This window comes from Verticiella sediminum, assembly GCF_007558815.1.
Lineage (GTDB): Bacteria > Pseudomonadota > Gammaproteobacteria > Burkholderiales > Burkholderiaceae_B > Verticiella > Verticiella sediminum.
Map to the genome: position 1 here is coordinate 54698 of NZ_VLTJ01000046.1, position 16993 is coordinate 71690.

Consider the following 16993-nt stretch of genomic DNA (forward strand, 5'->3'; position numbering starts at 1 on the left):
AACGTGCTCGGATCGCTCGCGCGGATCAATCCATTTTGATGTTGGCGGCGGTGACCACCTGGCCGACCTTCGCCAGGTCGGCGCGCATCATGTCTTCCATTTCCTGGGCCGAGTTGGCGAGCACTTCGGCGCTCAATGTGCGCATTTGCTCGAGCATGGCCGGCACGCGCAGTTGTTCCCGCACCGCGGACCCGATGAGTTCGACGATATCGGCGGGTATTCCCTTGGGGCCCAGCAATCCCCACCAGGCAAGTCCCTCGATCGGCGTGCCGATCTGTTCTTCGATAGTGGGGATGTCCGGAAAGAGCCTCATGCGCTGTGTGCCGGTCACCGCTATCGCACGTAGCCGGCCGCTGCGTAGCAGTGGCTCGACCGCCGCGAGAGCGGGCACCGCCACATCCACCTGCCCGCCCGCGAGGTCGGTGAGCGCCTGGTTCTGTCCGCGATAGGGTATGTGCACGATGGACGTGTTGCTCGCCTGTTTGATTTGCTCCATCACCAGTTGGCCAACGCTGCCGTTGCCGGCCGAGCCATAGTTCAGGCGTCCCGGGTTGCTGCGAGCAGCGGCGATCAGGCCTTTCAGGTCGACGATGTCCGATTGGGCGTTGACGACGATCGCGAGCTGCGTCTGCGCCACCATGCAGATCGGAGTGAAGTCCCGCAGCGGGTCGAAAGGCAGGTCGCGGTAGAGATGCGGATTGATCACGTGATTGGCCGCCACCATCACCAGCGAATAGCCGTCTCCAGGCAATTTCGCGACGGTCGATGTGCCGACGATGCCGCTGGCCGCCGCAATGTTCTCGACGGTCACCGGTACGTTCCAGGTCTTGGCGAGACCCTCCGCAAGCAAGCGCGATGTGCTGTCGGTGGCGGTCCCGACGGCGTACGGAACAATGATGCGCACCGGGCGGGACGGATACGTTTCCGCCCCTGGCGCTGTAAAGCTGATCGGGGCCAGCGTAGCGGCGGCCAGCGATTTCAGGGCAGTTCTTCTCGAGATCATGCAAGCTCCAGGAGGGGGGCTAGTCGCGCTCGGAGGTGGGCTCGACGTGGCGGTTGGCGAAGAGTTCTAACTGTCGGGGAATGCTGACGTCGAGAATGGCGTTGTAGACGGCGTGCGCGAGCGCGCGCGATACACCCGCGTCAGCGGCTTGCCGGTCGATGCGCGCCAACAGATTCGCGCGCAGCGGCAAGTCCGTGATATCGGCGGCCGAGCGCTTGAACCGAACGGCTTCGGCCGCCAGACGTTCACGCGTTGCCAAGCCCGCGATGATCTGCCGATCGATCTCTGCGACGTCCCTGCGCACGGCGTCCAGCGTGCGTTCGACGGCGGGGCGCTCGTCGTTGTGCATGGCTGGCTTGCTCATCGCGCGATGGCGTAGCTCGGGCGCCGGGGGTCGGCCGCGGCAAGCTGTACGGCGCGGTTCGGATCGTGCTGGATCAGGCACACGGCGCCGGCCCGCCACGTGCGCTCGGGCCAGGGCAGGGCGTCGTGCCCGAGCGACTTGAGCGCGTCTATGGTCTCCTGCCCGATATCGGCCTCGACGGTGAGCCGCCCGGGTAGGCTCGCATGAGGTTCGAACGAATCCGGGAAGTCGTATGTGGCGAAGCGCGGCGCATCCACGGCTTGCTGTGGATCCATGCCGAAGGCCGTGATGTTCAGGAGCACCTGCGCCATCGCCTGAAGCTGCACGTCGCCGCCGGGCGTGCCCAAAGGCATGAGCGTGCCGTCGCTGAATATCGCCATCGCGGGGCTGGGCGTCAGCCGTGGTCGTTTGCCCGGCGCGACGCTGGATGCCTGCGCGGGATCGGCCCACGATTGCGAGCCGCGAGACGATGGGCAGATTCCGGTGCCGGGGATGACCGGGGTGTCCATGGATACGTCGCTGGGGGTCGCCGAGATCGCGTTGCCGTGCCGGTCGACCACGCAGACATACGAGGTGTCGAGCGCGATGGATTCCGTGCCTGCCTCGGTCCACGGCTCGGTTGCACGCTCCGCACTGATCGCCCGCGCGCGCCGGCTCGCGTGTTCGGCGGACAACAAGTCGTCCAGCGGCACGTGCACATGCGCGGGGTCGCCGAAGTATCGATGACGATCGACGAACGCCGCTTTCATGGCTTCGGCGAGCAAGTGGATGTAGGCAACGCAGTTGTGGGCCTGCTCGCCGACCCGAAGTGCGTCGGCGATTCTGAGCATTTCTACGAGGCAGGGGCCTTGGCACCAGGGCTGGGCGGTGTAGATGTCGTACCCGTCGAAAGCGGCACGGACCGGATCGCCGACCGGTGTGTGATAGCCATCCAGATCTTCCGCCGTGAGCAGGCCGCCGTTCTCGCGGTGGTACTTGAGGATGGCTGCGGCAATGTCGCCCTTGTAGAAAGCGTCTCGTGCGGCGCGCAGGCCTTTGACCCGGCTGCCGCCGGCCGCCCGTTCGGCGTGCGCCATGTACTGAATCGTCCTGGCCAGATCGCGCTGTACGAACAACTCTCCCGGTTTTGGCGGGCGGCCATCGGGCAGATAGATCTGCGCATTCGATGGCCAGCGTGCGTACTCGGCCTCGAATGCCGAGATGATGTCCGACATCAGCGGATACATGATGAAGCCGTCACGGGCAAGGCGGATCGCTTCGTCCGCGACCTCGGAGAAGGTCATGGTGCCGAACTCGGCCAGTGCGGTGATCCACGCATCGGGCGCTGCCGGAATCACGGTGCGCAACACGCCGTGTGGAATGGTGCCGCCGTGGTGTTTTGCGAAGTAATTGGGTGCCATCGACTTCGGCCAGTAGCCCAGCCCGGCAATTTCGCGCACGGTACGGGTCTGTGCGCTATAGACGAGCATGGGTGCCACGCCAGCGAAATTGACCACGTCGCTTTGCACCACCGACAGCACCATGCCGGCCGCCGCGCCTGCATCGACGGCGTTGCCGCCGGCCTCCAGGATGCGAAAGGCGGCTTGTGCCGCCAAGGGGTGGCCGGCGCAGACCGCGTGACGGGTGCCGGTGATCAACGGCCGGCTTAGCGCGGCGCCGGATGCCGACACTGTGCGTTGAGTCAGGGCGTTGCCTATGCTATCGACAGACATGGATGTCTTCCTCAAAAGATACAGTATTGTATTTTTTTGATTATTCTACTCGGCCTCAAATAGTGCAAACATCCGGCGCAGAAACCTTGCGGAAAACGGACATTCAGCCCGTTCGTTACGATCCGGGCGTTTATTCATGGGTGTATTTCTTGGGTCTGTCCCCGAGGCTATGCAAGCGGGCACGGGGCTGCCCCGCTACCCCGGGGGCTTTCGTTCCACCATCCGCGGCCAGGCAAAATACGGCGAAAAAAAACCCGGTGCCCTCGCGGGCAACCGGGTTCATGGCCTTGCTGGGCCGGGGGAGTGTCCCCGGGGCCAGCCGTGCCTTGGCTTACTCGTCGCTGCTACCGGACGTTTCGCCGGCCGCCGGCACGTCGCCGGAAGGCTGCTCGTCGGATGCCGGAGCGGCATCCACCGTGACCGGATCCATGAACGGATTGGCCTCGGCCTGGGCCGCGGCGCGCTGCGCCACTTCGAACAGTTCCTTCTCCTTGCGGGCCTCGTGGTACGCCATGCCGGTGCCGGCCGGGATCAGGCGGCCGACGATGACGTTTTCCTTCAGCCCGCGCAGGTCGTCGCGCTTGCCCATGATCGCGGCTTCGGTCAGCACGCGGGTGGTTTCCTGGAACGAGGCCGCGGAGATGAACGAATCCGTCGACAGCGAGGCCTTGGTGATGCCCAGGAGCACGTTGTCGTAGGTCGACGGACGCTTGTCGTCCGCGTTCATGCGATCGTTCTCGTTGAGCATCTCGGAGCGCTCGACCTGCTCGCCCGGGATGAACGAGGTATCGCCGGCATCGACGATCTGCACGCGGCGCAGCATCTGACGCACGATCACTTCGATGTGCTTGTCGTTGATCTTCACGCCCTGCAGACGGTAGACGTCCTGCACCTCGTCGACGATGTAGGTGGCCAGACGCTCGATACCCTGCAAGCGCAGGATGTCGTGCGGATCGGCCGGGCCGTCGACGATGAACTCGCCCTTGTTGACCACCTGGCCGTCGTGCACCAGCACCTGCTTTTCCTTCGGGATCAGGAACTCGTGGCTCTGACCGTCGAAGTCGGTGATGACCAGGCGCTGCTTGCCCTTGGTGTCCTTGCCGAACGAGACCGTACCCGTGACTTCGGCCAGCATGCCGGCATCCTTGGGCGAACGGGCTTCGAACAGCTCGGCCACGCGCGGCAGACCGCCCGTGATGTCGCGGGTCTTCTGCGATTCCTGCGGAATGCGCGCCAGCACTTCGCCGACGCCGACCTGCTGAGTGTCGCGCACGGTGATCAGCGCGCCGACCGGGAAGGAGATGCTGACCGGATGGTCCGTGCCGGCGATCTTGACTTCCTGGCCCTGCTCGTTGATGAGCTTGACCTGCGGACGCAGCGTCTGCTTGGTCGTACCACGCGTCTTGGGCGTGATCGCGACCAGGGTCGACAGACCGGTGACTTCGTCCATCTGGCGGGCCACCGTCACGCCTTCCTCGATGTTCTCGAAGCGGATCGTGCCGGCGTACTCGCTGACGATCGGACGGGTCAGCGGGTCCCAGGTGGCGAGCTGCGAGCCCGCCTTGACAGGCTCGCCGTCGCCGGCGAGCAGGGTCGCGCCGTACGGCACCTTGTGGCGCTCGCGCTCGCGGCCGCTCTCGTCGACGATGATGACTTCGCCCGAGCGGGAGATCGCGATCTGCTCGCCACGGGTGTTGGTCACGTAGCGCATGGTGCTGGCAAAGCGCGCCGTACCGTTCGACTTGGTTTCCACCGCCGACACCAGGGCCGCGCGCGAAGCCGCGCCGCCGATGTGGAAGGTACGCATCGTGAGCTGCGTGCCCGGTTCGCCGATCGACTGGGCGGCGATGACGCCGACCGCTTCGCCGACGTTGACCAGGTGGCCGCGGCCCAGGTCGCGGCCGTAGCAGCGCGCGCACAGGCCATGCCGGGTTTCGCAGGTCAGCGGGGTGCGCACCAGCACTTCGTCGATGCCCAGGCGGTCGATCAGGTCCACCGCGTCCTCGTCGAGCAGGGTGCCCTTCTCGATGACGGTTTCCTGGGTGTCCGGGTCGACGATGTCGTTGGCCGGCACGCGGCCCAGGATGCGGTCGCGCAGCGGCTCGATGACTTCGCCGCCCTCGAGCAGCGCCTTCATCGGGAAGCCGCGCGAGGTCTTGCAGTCGTCCTCGGTGATGACCAGATCCTGCGTCACGTCGACCAGACGGCGGGTTAGGTAGCCCGAGTTCGCGGTCTTCAACGCCGTATCGGCCAGGCCCTTACGGGCGCCGTGGGTGGAGATGAAGTACTGCAGTACGTTCAGGCCTTCGCGGAAGTTCGCGGTAATGGGCGTCTCGATGATCGAGCCGTCCGGCTTGGCCATCAGGCCGCGCATGCCGGCGAGCTGGCGGATCTGGGCGGCCGAACCCCGGGCGCCCGAGTCGGCCATCATGTAGATCGAGTTGAACGATTCCTGGCGCGTCTCGTTGCCGTGGCGGTCGGTGACCGGCTCGGTCGCGAGCTGCTCCATCATCGCCTTGCCGACGCGATCGCCCGCCTTGCCCCAGATGTCCACGACGTTGTTGTAGCGTTCCTGGGAGGTGACCAGGCCCGACGAGTACTGCTTGTCGATTTCCTTCACCTCGGCGCTGGCCTCGGCCAGGATCTTCTCCTTGGCGTCCGGGATCAGCATGTCGTTCATGCTGATCGAGATGCCGCCGCGGGTGGCCAGGCGGAAACCCGACTGCATCAGCTTGTCGGCGAAGATCACCGTGTCGCGCAGGCCGCAGCGGCGGAACGACTGGTTGATCAGGCGCGAGATTTCCTTCTTCTTGAGTGCCTTGTTCAGCACCGAGAAGGGCAGGCCCTGGGGCAGGATCTCGGACAGGATGGCGCGGCCGACGGTGGTCTCGAAGCGCTCGATGTGCGAGGTGAAGCTGCCGTCTTCCTGCTTGTCGTAGACCGGCAGGCGCACGGTGACGCGCGATTGCAGCTCGACCTGGCCGTTCTCGTAGGCGCGCAGGACTTCCGACACGTTCTGGAAGAACATGCCTTCGCCCTTGCCGTTCACCTTCTCGCGGGTCGTGTAGTACAGGCCCAGCACGATATCCTGCGAGGGCACGATGGACGGTTCGCCGTTGGCCGGGAACAGCACGTTGTTGGAGGCCAGCATCAGGGTGCGGGCTTCCATCTGCGCTTCCAGCGACAGCGGGACGTGCACGGCCATCTGGTCGCCGTCGAAGTCGGCGTTGAACGCCGCGCAGACCAGCGGGTGAAGCTGGATCGCCTTGCCTTCGATCAGCACCGGCTCGAACGCCTGGATGCCCAGGCGGTGCAGCGTAGGCGCACGGTTGAGCATGACCGGGTGCTCGCGGATCACCTCTTCGAGGATGTCCCACACCACCGGCTCGTGGCTGTCGACCAGCTTGCGGGCCTGCTTGATGGTCGTGGCCAGGCCCATCATCTCCAGTCGATTGAAGATGAAGGGCTTGAAGAGCTCCAGCGCCATCAGCTTGGGCAGGCCGCACTGGTGCAGCTTGAGCTGGGGGCCCACCACGATGACCGAACGGCCCGAGTAGTCCACGCGCTTGCCGAGCAGGTTCTGACGGAAGCGCCCGCCCTTGCCCTTGATCATGTCCGCGAGCGACTTCAACGGACGCTTGTTGGCGCCGGTCATGGCCTTGCCGCGGCGGCCGTTGTCGAGCAGCGAGTCGACGGCTTCCTGCAGCATGCGCTTTTCGTTGCGCACGATGATTTCCGGCGCCTTCAACTCGAGCAGCCGCTTCAGGCGGTTGTTGCGGTTGATGACGCGGCGGTACAGGTCGTTCAGATCGGACGTGGCGAAGCGCCCGCCGTCCAGCGGGACGAGCGGACGCAGCTCCGGCGGCAGCACCGGCAGCACTTCCATGATCATCCAGTCGGGGCGGATGCCGGACTTCTGGAAGCCCTCGAGCACCTTCAGGCGCTTGGACAGCTTCTTGATCTTGGCGTCCGAACCCGTGGACTGCAGTTCGTTGCGCAGTTGTTCGACCGAACGGTCGATGTCGATCGTGCGCAGCAGTTCGCGCACGGCCTCGGCGCCCATCAGCGCGCGGAAGTCGTCACCGTATTCCTCGGTCTTGGCGAGGAAGTCGTCCTCGGTCATGATCTGGCCGCGCTTCAACGGCGTCATGCCCGGCTCGATCACGCAGTAGGCCTCGAAGTACAGCACGCGCTCGATGTCGCGCAGCGTCATGTCGAGCACCATGCCCAGGCGCGAGGGCAGGGACTTCAGGAACCAGATGTGCGCGACCGGGCTGGCCAGTTCGATGTGGCCCATACGCTCGCGGCGCACCTTGGCCTGCGTGACTTCGACGCCGCACTTCTCGCAGATCACGCCGCGATGCTTCAGGCGCTTGTACTTGCCGCACAGGCACTCGTAGTCCTTGATGGGCCCGAAGATCTTGGCGCAGAATAGACCGTCGCGTTCCGGCTTGAACGTGCGGTAGTTGATGGTTTCAGGCTTCTTGACCTCGCCGAACGACCAGGAACGCACTTTCTCGGGCGAAGCCAGGCCGACGCGGATGGCGTCGAACTGTTCGTCCTGCGTGACTTGCTTGAAAAGGTCGAGCAAAGCTTTCATAGCTTACATACTCCGGTATGTATTTCCGGCTGCTGGGCCGGTTCGGCGCACTGCACGATGCGGGCCTGCGCGATGCGCCGTTCGATTCCGTGATCCGCTATCCCCCTCCAGGGTGCCGCGGAGCCGGCTTTGCCGGTCCGCCAGCACCGCCTGCTGGGGCGCCCCCAGGGCCGGGCTGAGCCCGGCCCGCCCCCCGAGGGGGTCAAGGAAACGTGGGGCGGCCCGGCGTTTCCTTGAGGCGGCGCGCGTCAGCGCGTAGGGGGGAGCCCTCATATGCGTTCGAGGTCCATGTCCAGGCCGAGCGAGCGGATTTCCTTGACCAGGACGTTGAAGGATTCGGGCATGCCGGCGTCGATGACGTGGTCGCCCTTGACGATGTTCTCGTAGACTTTGGTCCGGCCGGTGATGTCGTCCGACTTGACCGTGAGCATTTCCTGCAGGGTGTAGGAGGCGCCGTAGGCTTCCAGCGCCCAAACTTCCATTTCCCCGAAACGCTGGCCGCCGAACTGCGCCTTGCCGCCCAGCGGCTGCTGGGTGACCAGCGAGTACGGGCCCGTGGAACGCGCGTGCATCTTGTCATCCACCAAGTGGTGCAGCTTGAGCATGTGCATGTAGCCCACGGTGACCGGACGCTCGAAGGCTTCGCCGGTACGACCATCGTACAGGCGGGTCTGGGTCTTGCCGCTGGCCAGGCCCAGGCGCTCGGCGATTTCATCCGGGTAGGCCAGATCCAGCATCTTGCGGATCTCGGCTTCGGCGGCGCCGTCGAACACCGGAGTAGCAAAAGGCATGCCCTTTTTCAGGTTCTGCGCGAGTTCGACGATGTCGTCCTCGCTCAGTTCCTCCAGGCGCGCCTGCGAACCCGTGGTGTTGTACAGCTCGCCCAGGAATGCACGCAGCTTGGCCACTTCGACCTTGCGCTCGGCCTGCAGCATCTCGCTCACGCGATAGCCGATGCCCTTGGCGGCCCAGCCCAGGTGGACTTCCAGCACCTGGCCCACGTTCATCCGCGAGGGCACGCCCAGCGGGTTGAGCACGATGTCGGCGGTCACGCCGTCGGCCATGTAGGGCATGTCCTCGACCGGCACGATGCGCGAGACCACACCCTTGTTGCCGTGGCGGCCGGCCATCTTGTCGCCGGGCTGCAGGCGGCGCTTGACGGCCAGATACACCTTGACCATCTTCAGCACGCCCGGGGGCAGTTCGTCGCCCTGCGTGAGCTTCTTGCGCTTCTCTTCGTAGGCGAGGTCGAACTGGTGGCGCTTGGCCTCGATCGACTCCTTGGCCTGCTCGAGGGCGAGCGCACCGCCTTCGTCGGCCAGGCGGATGTCGAACCACTGCCAGCGGTCCAGGTCCTCCAGGTACTCGGCGGTGATCGCCGCGCCCTTGGCGAGCTTGCGCGGGCCGCCGTTCACGATCTTGCCGATCAGGGTCTTCTCGATCCGGTCGAAGGTATCGTTCTCGACGATGCGCAACTGGTCGTTCAGGTCCTGGCGATAGCGCTTGAGTTCATCGTCGATGATGGACTGGGCGCGCTTGTCGCGTTCGATGCCTTCGCGGGTGAAGACGTGCACGTCGATCACCGTGCCGGTCATGCCCGAGGGCACGCGCAGCGAGGTGTCCTTCACGTCCGACGCCTTCTCGCCGAAGATCGCGCGCAGCAGCTTTTCTTCCGGGGTCAATTGAGTCTCGCCCTTGGGCGTGACCTTGCCGACCAGAGTGTCGCCGGCCTGCACTTCGGCGCCGATGTACACGATGCCGGATTCGTCCAGGCGGTTGAGCTGGGTTTCCGCGAGGTTGCTGATGTCGCGCGTGATCTCCTCGGCACCGAGCTTGGTGTCGCGGGCGACGACCGTCAGTTCCTCGATGTGGATCGAGGTGTAGCGGTCGTCGGCGACGACGCGCTCGGAGATCAGGATCGAATCCTCGAAGTTGTAGCCGTTCCAGGGCATGAACGCGACCAGCATGTTCTGGCCGAGCGCGAGCTCGCCGAGGTCGGTCGAGGCGCCATCGGCCAGCACGTCGCCGCGGGCGACCTGGTCGCCACGGCGCACGATCGGGCGCTGGTTGATGTTCGTGTTCTGGTTCGAGCGGGTGTACTTGATGAGGTTGTAGATGTCCACACCGACCCGGCCGGCTTCGTTCTCCTCGTCGTTGACGCGGATCACGACCCGGTTCGCATCGACGTAGTCGACCACGCCGCCGCGCAGGGCCTGCACGGTGGTGCCCGAGTCGACCGCCACGGTGCGCTCGATGCCGGTGCCGACCAGCGGCTTCTCCGGACGCAGGCAGGGCACGGCCTGGCGCTGCATGTTCGAGCCCATCAGCGCGCGGTTCGCGTCGTCGTGCTCAAGGAACGGGATCAGCGAGGCGGCCACCGACACGATCTGCGACGGCGCGACGTCCATGTACTGCACGTTGTCGCCCGAGGTCAGCATGGTTTCGCCGGCCTCGCGGCAGGCCACCAGGTCGTCCACGAAGCGGTAGTCGTCGTCCAGCACCGCGTTCGCCTGGGCGATCACGTAGCGGCTTTCCTCGATGGCCGACAGGTAGTCGATCTGGTCGGTGACGCGACCGTCCACGACCCGGCGGTACGGCGTCTCGAGGAAGCCGTACTCGTTCAGGCGGGCGTACAGCGCCATCGAGTTGATCAGGCCGATGTTCGGGCCTTCCGGGGTTTCGATCGGGCAGACGCGGCCGTAGTGGGTCGGATGCACGTCGCGCACTTCGAAGCCGGCGCGCTCGCGGGTCAGACCGCCAGGGCCCAGGGCCGAGACGCGGCGCTTGTGCGTGATCTCGGACAGCGGGTTGGTCTGGTCCATGAACTGCGAGAGCTGGCTCGACCCGAAGAACTCCTTGATCGCCGCGGAAATCGGCTTGGAGTTGATGAGGTCGTGCGGCATCAGGTTCTCGGTCTCGGCCTGGCCCAGGCGCTCCTTGACGGCGCGCTCCACGCGCACGAGGCCGGCGCGGAACTGGTTCTCGGCCAGCTCGCCCACGCAGCGCACGCGGCGGTTGCCCAGGTGATCGATGTCATCGATCTGGCCACGGCCGTTGCGCAGCTCGACCAGCACGTGGATGGTCTGCAGGATGTCGTCTTCCGTGAGCGTCATCGGGCCGCTGGTATCGTCGCCACGGCCCAGACGGCTGTTGACCTTCATCCGGCCGACGCGCGACAGGTCGTACGCATCGGGGTTGAAGAACAGGCGCTGGAACAGGGCCTCGACGGCTTCTTCCGTGGGCGGCTCGCCCGGGCGCATCATGCGGTAGATCGCCACGCGCGCGGCGGTCTGGTCGGCGGTTTCGTCCGTGCGCAGGGTCTGCGAGATGTACGGGCCCTGGTCCAGGTCGTTCGTGTAGAGCGTCTGGATTTCCTTGACGCCGGCCTGGCGCAGCTTGGCGAGCAGCGACTCGGTGATCTCGTCGTTGGCGTTGGCCACGACTTCGCCGGTCTCGCTGTCGATGACGTTCTTGGCGAGCGCACGGCCGATCAGGAAGTCCTCGGGCACCGAGATCTGCTCGATGCTGCCCAGGTCGCGCAGGTGCTTGGCGTTGATGCGCTTGTCCTTTTCGACGATCAGCTTGCCCTGGCGATCGTGGATGTCGAAGCGGGCCATCTCACCCTTCCAGCGCTCGGGCAGGAAGGCCAGGCGCGCGCCTTCGGATTCCAGCGCGAAGGTGTCGAACTGGAAATAGCGCTCGAGGATGTCCTCGTTGGTCAGGCCGATGGCCTTGAGCAGGATCGTGACCGGCATCTTGCGGCGACGGTCCACGCGGAAGAACAGGACGTCCTTGGGGTCGAACTCGAAGTCGAGCCACGAGCCGCGGTAGGGAATCACGCGGGCCGAGAACAGCAGCTTGCCCGAGCTGTGCGTCTTGCCGCGGTCGTGTTCGAAGAAAACCCCCGGCGAACGGTGCAACTGCGATACGATGACGCGCTCGGTGCCGTTGATCACGAACGAGCCGGTGGCCGTCATGAGCGGGATCTCGCCCATGTAGACTTCCTGCTCCTTCATCTCCTTGACGGTGGGCTTGCTGGCCTCGCGGTCGAGCAGCACCAGGCGCACCTTGGCGCGCAGCGGAGAGGCGTAGGTCAGGCCGCGTTGCTGGCATTCCTTGACGTCGAACACCGGCTCGCCGAGTTGGTAGCTCACGAACTCCAGGCGCGCCATGCCGTTGTGGCTGACGATCGGGAAAATGGACGTGAAGGCGGCTTGCAGACCGTCTTCCGCGCGTTTGAGCGGCGGGACATCGGACTGCAGAAAGCTCAGATAGGACTTGATCTGAGTAGCCAGGAGAAAGGGAACTTCCTGGACTTCTTCGCGCTTGGCGAAGCTCTTGCGGATGCGCTTTTTTTCGGTGAACGAGTAGGGCATGAGCACTCCGACTCAGGTTGCGCGGGCCACGGGCGGCGGCCCCTTGGGGATGACTGCTTTTGCGTTTATGCAGGGGCTCGGGCAAGCCGCTGCATAAACACAAAAACCCGGCAGCCGCGAATCGCACGGCCGCCGGGTATTTGCCTCGGCGAAATTACTTGATTTCGACCTTGGCGCCGGCTTCTTCAAGCTTCTTCTTGGCGGCTTCGGCGTCGTCCTTCGACACCGCTTCCTTGATCGCCTTGGGCGCGCCGTCGACGGCGTCCTTGGCTTCCTTCAGGCCCAGGCCGGTCAGTTCGCGAACGACCTTGATGACGCTGACCTTGTTGGCGCCGGTTTCGGTGAGGACCACGTCGAACTCGGTCTTCTCTTCAGCAGCGGGGGCAGCGCCGCCGGCGGCGGGAGCGGCCACGGCCACAGCGGCGGCGGCGGCCGACACGCCGAACTTCTCTTCCATTTCCTTGATGAGCTCGGACAGTTCGAGCACGGTCATGCCAGCGATGGCGTCAAGGATTTCAGCTTTGCTAATTGCCATTTTCTTAAGAACTCCAGGTATTTATTCAATGCCAGGTTGGTTGTCGCTGTCGGACGAAGTGGGCCTGGATCAGGCCGCTTCCTTCTGGTCGCGCACGGCCGCGAGGCCACGCACGAACTTGGTCGGAACTTCGTTGAGCGTACGCACGAACTGCGCGATCGGAGCTTGCATGGTGCCCAGCAGCTTCGAGAGCAGTTCTTCACGAGACGGCATCGAGGCGAGAGCCTTGACGCCTTCCTGGTTCAACACGCTGTTGGGCAGCGAACCGCCCTTCAACACCAGTTTGTCGTTGGCTTTCGCGAAATCGGACATGACCTTCGCCGCGCCGACCGGATCGGTGCTGATGCCGTACATCAGCGGGCCGACCAGTTGCTCAGAGAGGCCTTCGAACGCCGTGCCGGTGATGGCGCGGCGTGCGAGCGTGTTCTTCAGAACACGCAGGTACACGCCCGATTCGCGTGCTTTCTTGCGCAGCTCGGTGACGGAGGCGACGTCCAAACCCCGATATTCGGCGATCACGATCGATTGGGCGCCGGCGACCTGCGCCACGACTTCCTCGACGACCACCGCTTTCTCTTGACGATTGAGACTCACGGTATGAACACTCCATCTAAAGACGCCACCGCCCGGGAAGGGCAGGGACGTCGACCGAATGCGGCGTACCTAGCGAGTTCTTAATGCTTAAGAAATCTTCTAGGGACCGCCGTCTGCGTTGGATCCGGCCAGCGCCGGTATTAAGGTCGCACCGCCGAAGCAGCGGTGTTTCCTCCAACGGTCTTTGACAGCTATACCCGGGACGCAAGACCCGGGTACGGCCCAAAGTCTGTTATTGCTGGGCCGCAGCAGCGGCCAGCGAAGCTTGATCCACGCGCACACCGCCGCCCATCGTGGACGACACGGCGAGCTTGCGCATGTACACGCCCTTGCTGGTGGTCGGACGGGCCTTGTTCAGGGCGTCGACCAGGGCAGCCAGGTTGGTCTGCAGTTGCTCGACGTTGAACGAAGCGCGGCCGATCGTGGCGTGGATGATGCCGGCCTTGTCGGTGCGGTACTGCACCTGACCGGCCTTGGCGTTTCTCACGGCCTGGGCGACGTCCGGGGTCACGGTGCCGACCTTCGGGTTCGGCATCAGGCCACGGGGGCCGAGGATCTGGCCCAGGGCGCCGACGACGCGCATGGTGTCGGGCGAGGCGATCACGACGTCGAAGTCGAGGTTGCCGCCCTTGATGCTTTCGGCGAGGTCTTCCATGCCGACGATGTCAGCACCGGCTTCCTTGGCGGCAGCGGCCTTGTCGCCCTGGGCGAACACGGCCACGCGCACGGACTTGCCGGTACCGGCGGGCAGGACCACCGAGCCGCGCACGAGCTGGTCCGACTTGCGGGGGTCGATGCCGAGCTGGACGGCCACGTCGATCGATTCGTCGAACTTGGCGGTCGCGGTTTCCTTGACCAGGGTCAGGGCTTCCGACACGGGGTACAGCTTGGTGCGGTCGATCTTGGCGCGCAGGGCGGTGAGGCGCTTTCCGAGCTTAGCCATGATTACAGGCCCTCCACGGTGATGCCCATGCTGCGGGCGCTGCCGGCGATGGTGCGGACGGCGGCGTCGAGATCGGCAGCCGTGAGGTCGGGTTCTTTGGTCTTGGCGATCTCCTCGACCTGGGCGCGGGTGAGCGAGCCCACCTTGTCGAGGTGCGGCTTGGCCGAACCGGACTTGATGCCGGCCGCCTTCTTGATGAGCACCGTCGCAGGCGGCGTCTTCATCACGAAGGTGAAGCTCTTGTCGGCGAAGGCGGTGATCACCACCGGAATCGGCAGACCGGGCTCCATGCCCTGGGTCTTGGCGTTGAACGCCTTGCAGAATTCCATGATGTTCAGGCCGCGCTGACCGAGCGCCGGACCGATGGGAGGAGAGGGGTTCGCCTTACCAGCCGGCACTTGCAGCTTGATAAAGCCGACGATTTTCTTCGCCATGCGTTGCTCCAGATGGGTTCAAACGCCTCGGTGTGCGCCGAGGCTCCCCGGTTGATGAACGTTCGCAGTTGGAGGCTGCGAACGAAAAAACAAGTCTTCGTTCGTTCAGGTCTTCTCGACCTGGCCGAAATCGAGCTCGACGGGCGTGGCGCGCCCGAAGATGGTGACGGAGACGCGCAACTTGCTCTTTTCGTAGTTGACGTCTTCGACGTTGCCGTTGAAGTCCGTGAAAGGACCTTCCTTGACGCGAACCATCTCACCCACTTCGAAGAGGATCTTGGGCCGAGGTTTCTCGACACCTTGCTCCATCTGCGAGAGAATCTTCTCGACTTCCTTGTCGGAGATCGGGGTGGGGCGGTTGCCCGAGCCGCCGATGAAGCCGGTCACCCGAGGCGTATTCTTCACCAGGTGCCAGGTATCATCGGTGAGGTTCATCTCGACCAGGACATAGCCCGGGAAGAAGCGGCGCTCGGTCACGGCCTTCTGGCCACCGCGCATTTCGACCACTTCCTCGACCGGCACCAGCACCTGGCCGAAATCAGTCTGCAGGCCGGCGCGCTCGATGCGCTCGGCGAGCGCTCTCTGCACGCTTTTTTCCATTCCGGAATAAACGTGTACGACGTACCAGCGCTTGCTCATGTTGTATATCCGTGGTGTATCAAGTCCAGCCCAGGAGAAGTCCGTAGAGGAGCCACTCGATGAGCTTGTCGGTCAGCCACAGGAACACGGCCATCACCGCGACGAAGGCAAACACGATGCCCGTCATCTGGATGGTTTCCTTGCGGCTGGGCCATACCACCCGGCGCACTTCGTTGTAGGAATCCTGGGCGAAGCCGACGAAGCGGCGGCCCGGCTCGCTGGTCCAGGCGATGGCGACCGCCACCACGATACCCAGCAGGATCACGCCAACGCGCGCGATCATGGGCTGCGCGCCGAGCACGTAGAAACTCACCAGGCCGCCGATGAAAACGGCGATGGCGAGCCCGACCTTGACGCGGTCGGCGGCGCTGCTTACGGTTTGAACCCCAGGATTCGACATGATGCAACCAAGCCCGGTCGCCGAGTGGCGACCGGGTGAAAGATGGCAGGGGCAGAGGGAATCGAACCCCCAACCTTCGGTTTTGGAGACCGACGCTCTGCCAATTGAGCTATGCCCCTAGAACCTTCGGAGGGAAGGCACTCAGCGTGCCTTTCCTGATGGAACCGCCCCGGTGACGCCGGGCGGCTCTTGATGCTACGACTAATAGTACAGCTTACGCGATGATCGTCGCGACGACACCGGCGCCGACGGTACGGCCGCCTTCGCGGATGGCGAAGCGCAGGCCTTCTTCCATGGCGATCGGGGCGATCAGTTGCACGGTGATCGAGACGTTGTCACCGGGCAGGACCATTTCCTTGTCCTTGGGCAGTTCGATCGAGCCGGTCACGTCCGTCGTACGGAAGTAGAACTGCGGACGATAGCCCTGGAAGAACGGGGTGTGGCGCCCGCCTTCTTCCTTGGACAGGATGTACACCTCGGCCGTGAAGTTCGTGTGCGGCTTGATCGAACCGGGCTTGCACAGCACCTGGCCGCGCTCGACGTCTTCGCGCTTGGTGCCGCGCAGCAGGATGCCGACGTTGTCGCCCGCCTGGCCCTGGTCCAGCAGCTTGCGGAACATTTCCACGCCGGTGCAGGTGGTCTTGACCGTGGGCTTGATGCCGACGATTTCGATTTCCTCGCCGACCTTGACCACGCCGCGCTCGATACGCCCGGTCACCACGGTGCCGCGGCCCGAGATCGAGAACACGTCTTCGACGGGCATCAGGAACGTGCCGTCCACGGCGCGCTCGGGCGTCGGGATGTACGTGTCCAGGGCTTCGGCCAGTTGCATGATCGCTTGCTTGCCCAGCGGGCCTTCGTCGCCTTCGAGCGCCAGACGGGCCGAACCCTTGACGATCGGGGTGTCGTCGCCCGGAAAGTCGTACTTGGACAGCAGCTCGCGAACTTCCATCTCGACCAGCTCGAGCAGCTCTTCGTCGTCGACCAGGTCAGCCTTGTTCAGAAACACGATGATGTACGGAACACCCACCTGGCGCGAGAGCAGGATGTGCTCGCGCGTCTGCGGCATCGGGCCGTCAGCGGCCGACACCACCAGGATCGCGCCGTCCATCTGCGCGGCGCCCGTGATCATGTTCTTGACGTAGTCAGCGTGGCCCGGGCAGTCGACGTGGGCGTAGTGACGGTTCTGCGTTTCGTACTCGACGTGCGCGGTGTTGATCGTGATGCCGCGCGCCTTTTCTTCGGGCGCCGCGTCGATCTGGTCGTAGCCCTTGGCTTCGCCGCCGAATGCCTTCGACAGAACCGTCGTGATCGCTGCCGTCAACGTGGTCTTGCCGTGATCGACGTGACCGATCGTGCCGACGTTCACGTGCGGCTTGGTACGTTCAAACTT

At 64.6% G+C, this 16993-nt stretch carries 12 protein-coding genes and 1 tRNA gene; all 13 read right to left on the bottom strand.

Features of this window, described 5'->3' with window-relative positions:
• Nucleotides 1–25: 25 nt before the first annotated feature.
• Nucleotides 26–1003, bottom strand: a complete 978-nt coding sequence (locus tag FOZ76_RS27300) for a Bug family tripartite tricarboxylate transporter substrate binding protein (RefSeq protein ID WP_143951460.1) — start codon at nt 1001–1003, stop codon at nt 26–28.
• A gap of 19 nt (nt 1004–1022) precedes the next feature.
• Nucleotides 1023–1352 carry a chorismate mutase gene (locus FOZ76_RS27305; protein ID WP_170235657.1) on the bottom strand — a complete coding sequence of 110 codons (330 nt, stop codon included), beginning with the start codon at nt 1350–1352 and terminating at the stop codon, nt 1023–1025.
• An 11-nt stretch (nt 1353–1363) separates the two neighbouring features.
• The gene (locus FOZ76_RS27310) at nt 1364–3079 is read right to left on the bottom strand and encodes a gamma-glutamyltransferase family protein (protein ID WP_143951462.1); all 1716 of its coding nucleotides are present in this window, start codon (nt 3077–3079) and stop codon (nt 1364–1366) included.
• Nucleotides 3080–3410: 331 nt separating this feature from the next.
• Entirely contained in the window at nt 3411–7679 is a 4269-nt protein-coding gene (gene rpoC / locus FOZ76_RS27315; protein WP_143951463.1) for a DNA-directed RNA polymerase subunit beta', read from the bottom strand.
• 269 nt (nt 7680–7948) lie between these two features.
• The gene (gene rpoB, locus FOZ76_RS27320) at nt 7949–12055 is read right to left on the bottom strand and encodes a DNA-directed RNA polymerase subunit beta (RefSeq protein ID WP_143951464.1); all 4107 of its coding nucleotides are present in this window, start codon (nt 12053–12055) and stop codon (nt 7949–7951) included.
• Nucleotides 12056–12209: 154 nt separating this feature from the next.
• Entirely contained in the window at nt 12210–12590 is a 381-nt protein-coding gene (gene rplL / locus FOZ76_RS27325; RefSeq protein ID WP_143951465.1) for a 50S ribosomal protein L7/L12, read from the bottom strand.
• A 69-nt stretch (nt 12591–12659) separates the two neighbouring features.
• Nucleotides 12660–13184, bottom strand: coding sequence for a 50S ribosomal protein L10 (rplJ, locus tag FOZ76_RS27330; protein ID WP_143951466.1), 525 nt, complete (start codon nt 13182–13184; stop codon nt 12660–12662).
• A gap of 232 nt (nt 13185–13416) precedes the next feature.
• Entirely contained in the window at nt 13417–14127 is a 711-nt protein-coding gene (gene rplA / locus FOZ76_RS27335; RefSeq protein ID WP_143951467.1) for a 50S ribosomal protein L1, read from the bottom strand.
• A gap of 2 nt (nt 14128–14129) precedes the next feature.
• On the bottom strand, nt 14130–14561 hold the full coding sequence (rplK, locus tag FOZ76_RS27340; protein ID WP_143951468.1) for a 50S ribosomal protein L11: 432 nt from the start codon (nt 14559–14561) through the stop codon (nt 14130–14132).
• 105 nt (nt 14562–14666) lie between these two features.
• The gene (gene nusG, locus FOZ76_RS27345; protein WP_143951469.1) at nt 14667–15200 is read right to left on the bottom strand and encodes a transcription termination/antitermination protein NusG; all 534 of its coding nucleotides are present in this window, start codon (nt 15198–15200) and stop codon (nt 14667–14669) included.
• A gap of 19 nt (nt 15201–15219) precedes the next feature.
• The gene (gene secE / locus FOZ76_RS27350) at nt 15220–15600 is read right to left on the bottom strand and encodes a preprotein translocase subunit SecE (protein ID WP_143951470.1); all 381 of its coding nucleotides are present in this window, start codon (nt 15598–15600) and stop codon (nt 15220–15222) included.
• A gap of 43 nt (nt 15601–15643) precedes the next feature.
• Nucleotides 15644–15719, bottom strand: a tRNA-Trp gene (locus FOZ76_RS27355).
• Nucleotides 15720–15814: 95 nt separating this feature from the next.
• On the bottom strand, nt 15815–16993 hold a 1179-nt coding region (tuf, locus tag FOZ76_RS27360; RefSeq protein ID WP_143949677.1), incomplete at its 5' end, for an elongation factor Tu.

What these genes read in the sequence shown, in the direction of transcription:
- FOZ76_RS27310 (WP_143951462.1), bottom strand. Translation starts at nt 3,079, where the DNA reads ATGTCTGTCGATAGCATAGGCAACGCCCTGACTCAACGCACAGTGTCG.
- FOZ76_RS27300 (WP_143951460.1), bottom strand. Translation starts at nt 1,003, where the DNA reads ATGATCTCGAGAAGAACTGCCCTGAAATCGCTGGCCGCCGCTACGCTG.
- secE (WP_143951470.1), bottom strand. Translation starts at nt 15,600, where the DNA reads ATGTCGAATCCTGGGGTTCAAACCGTAAGCAGCGCCGCCGACCGCGTC.
- rplA (WP_143951467.1), bottom strand. Translation starts at nt 14,127, where the DNA reads ATGGCTAAGCTCGGAAAGCGCCTCACCGCCCTGCGCGCCAAGATCGAC.
- rplL (WP_143951465.1), bottom strand. Translation starts at nt 12,590, where the DNA reads ATGGCAATTAGCAAAGCTGAAATCCTTGACGCCATCGCTGGCATGACC.
- FOZ76_RS27305 (WP_170235657.1), bottom strand. Translation starts at nt 1,352, where the DNA reads ATGCACAACGACGAGCGCCCCGCCGTCGAACGCACGCTGGACGCCGTG.
- rpoB (WP_143951464.1), bottom strand. Translation starts at nt 12,055, where the DNA reads ATGCCCTACTCGTTCACCGAAAAAAAGCGCATCCGCAAGAGCTTCGCC.
- rpoC (WP_143951463.1), bottom strand. Translation starts at nt 7,679, where the DNA reads ATGAAAGCTTTGCTCGACCTTTTCAAGCAAGTCACGCAGGACGAACAG.
- rplK (WP_143951468.1), bottom strand. Translation starts at nt 14,561, where the DNA reads ATGGCGAAGAAAATCGTCGGCTTTATCAAGCTGCAAGTGCCGGCTGGT.
- nusG (WP_143951469.1), bottom strand. Translation starts at nt 15,200, where the DNA reads ATGAGCAAGCGCTGGTACGTCGTACACGTTTATTCCGGAATGGAAAAA.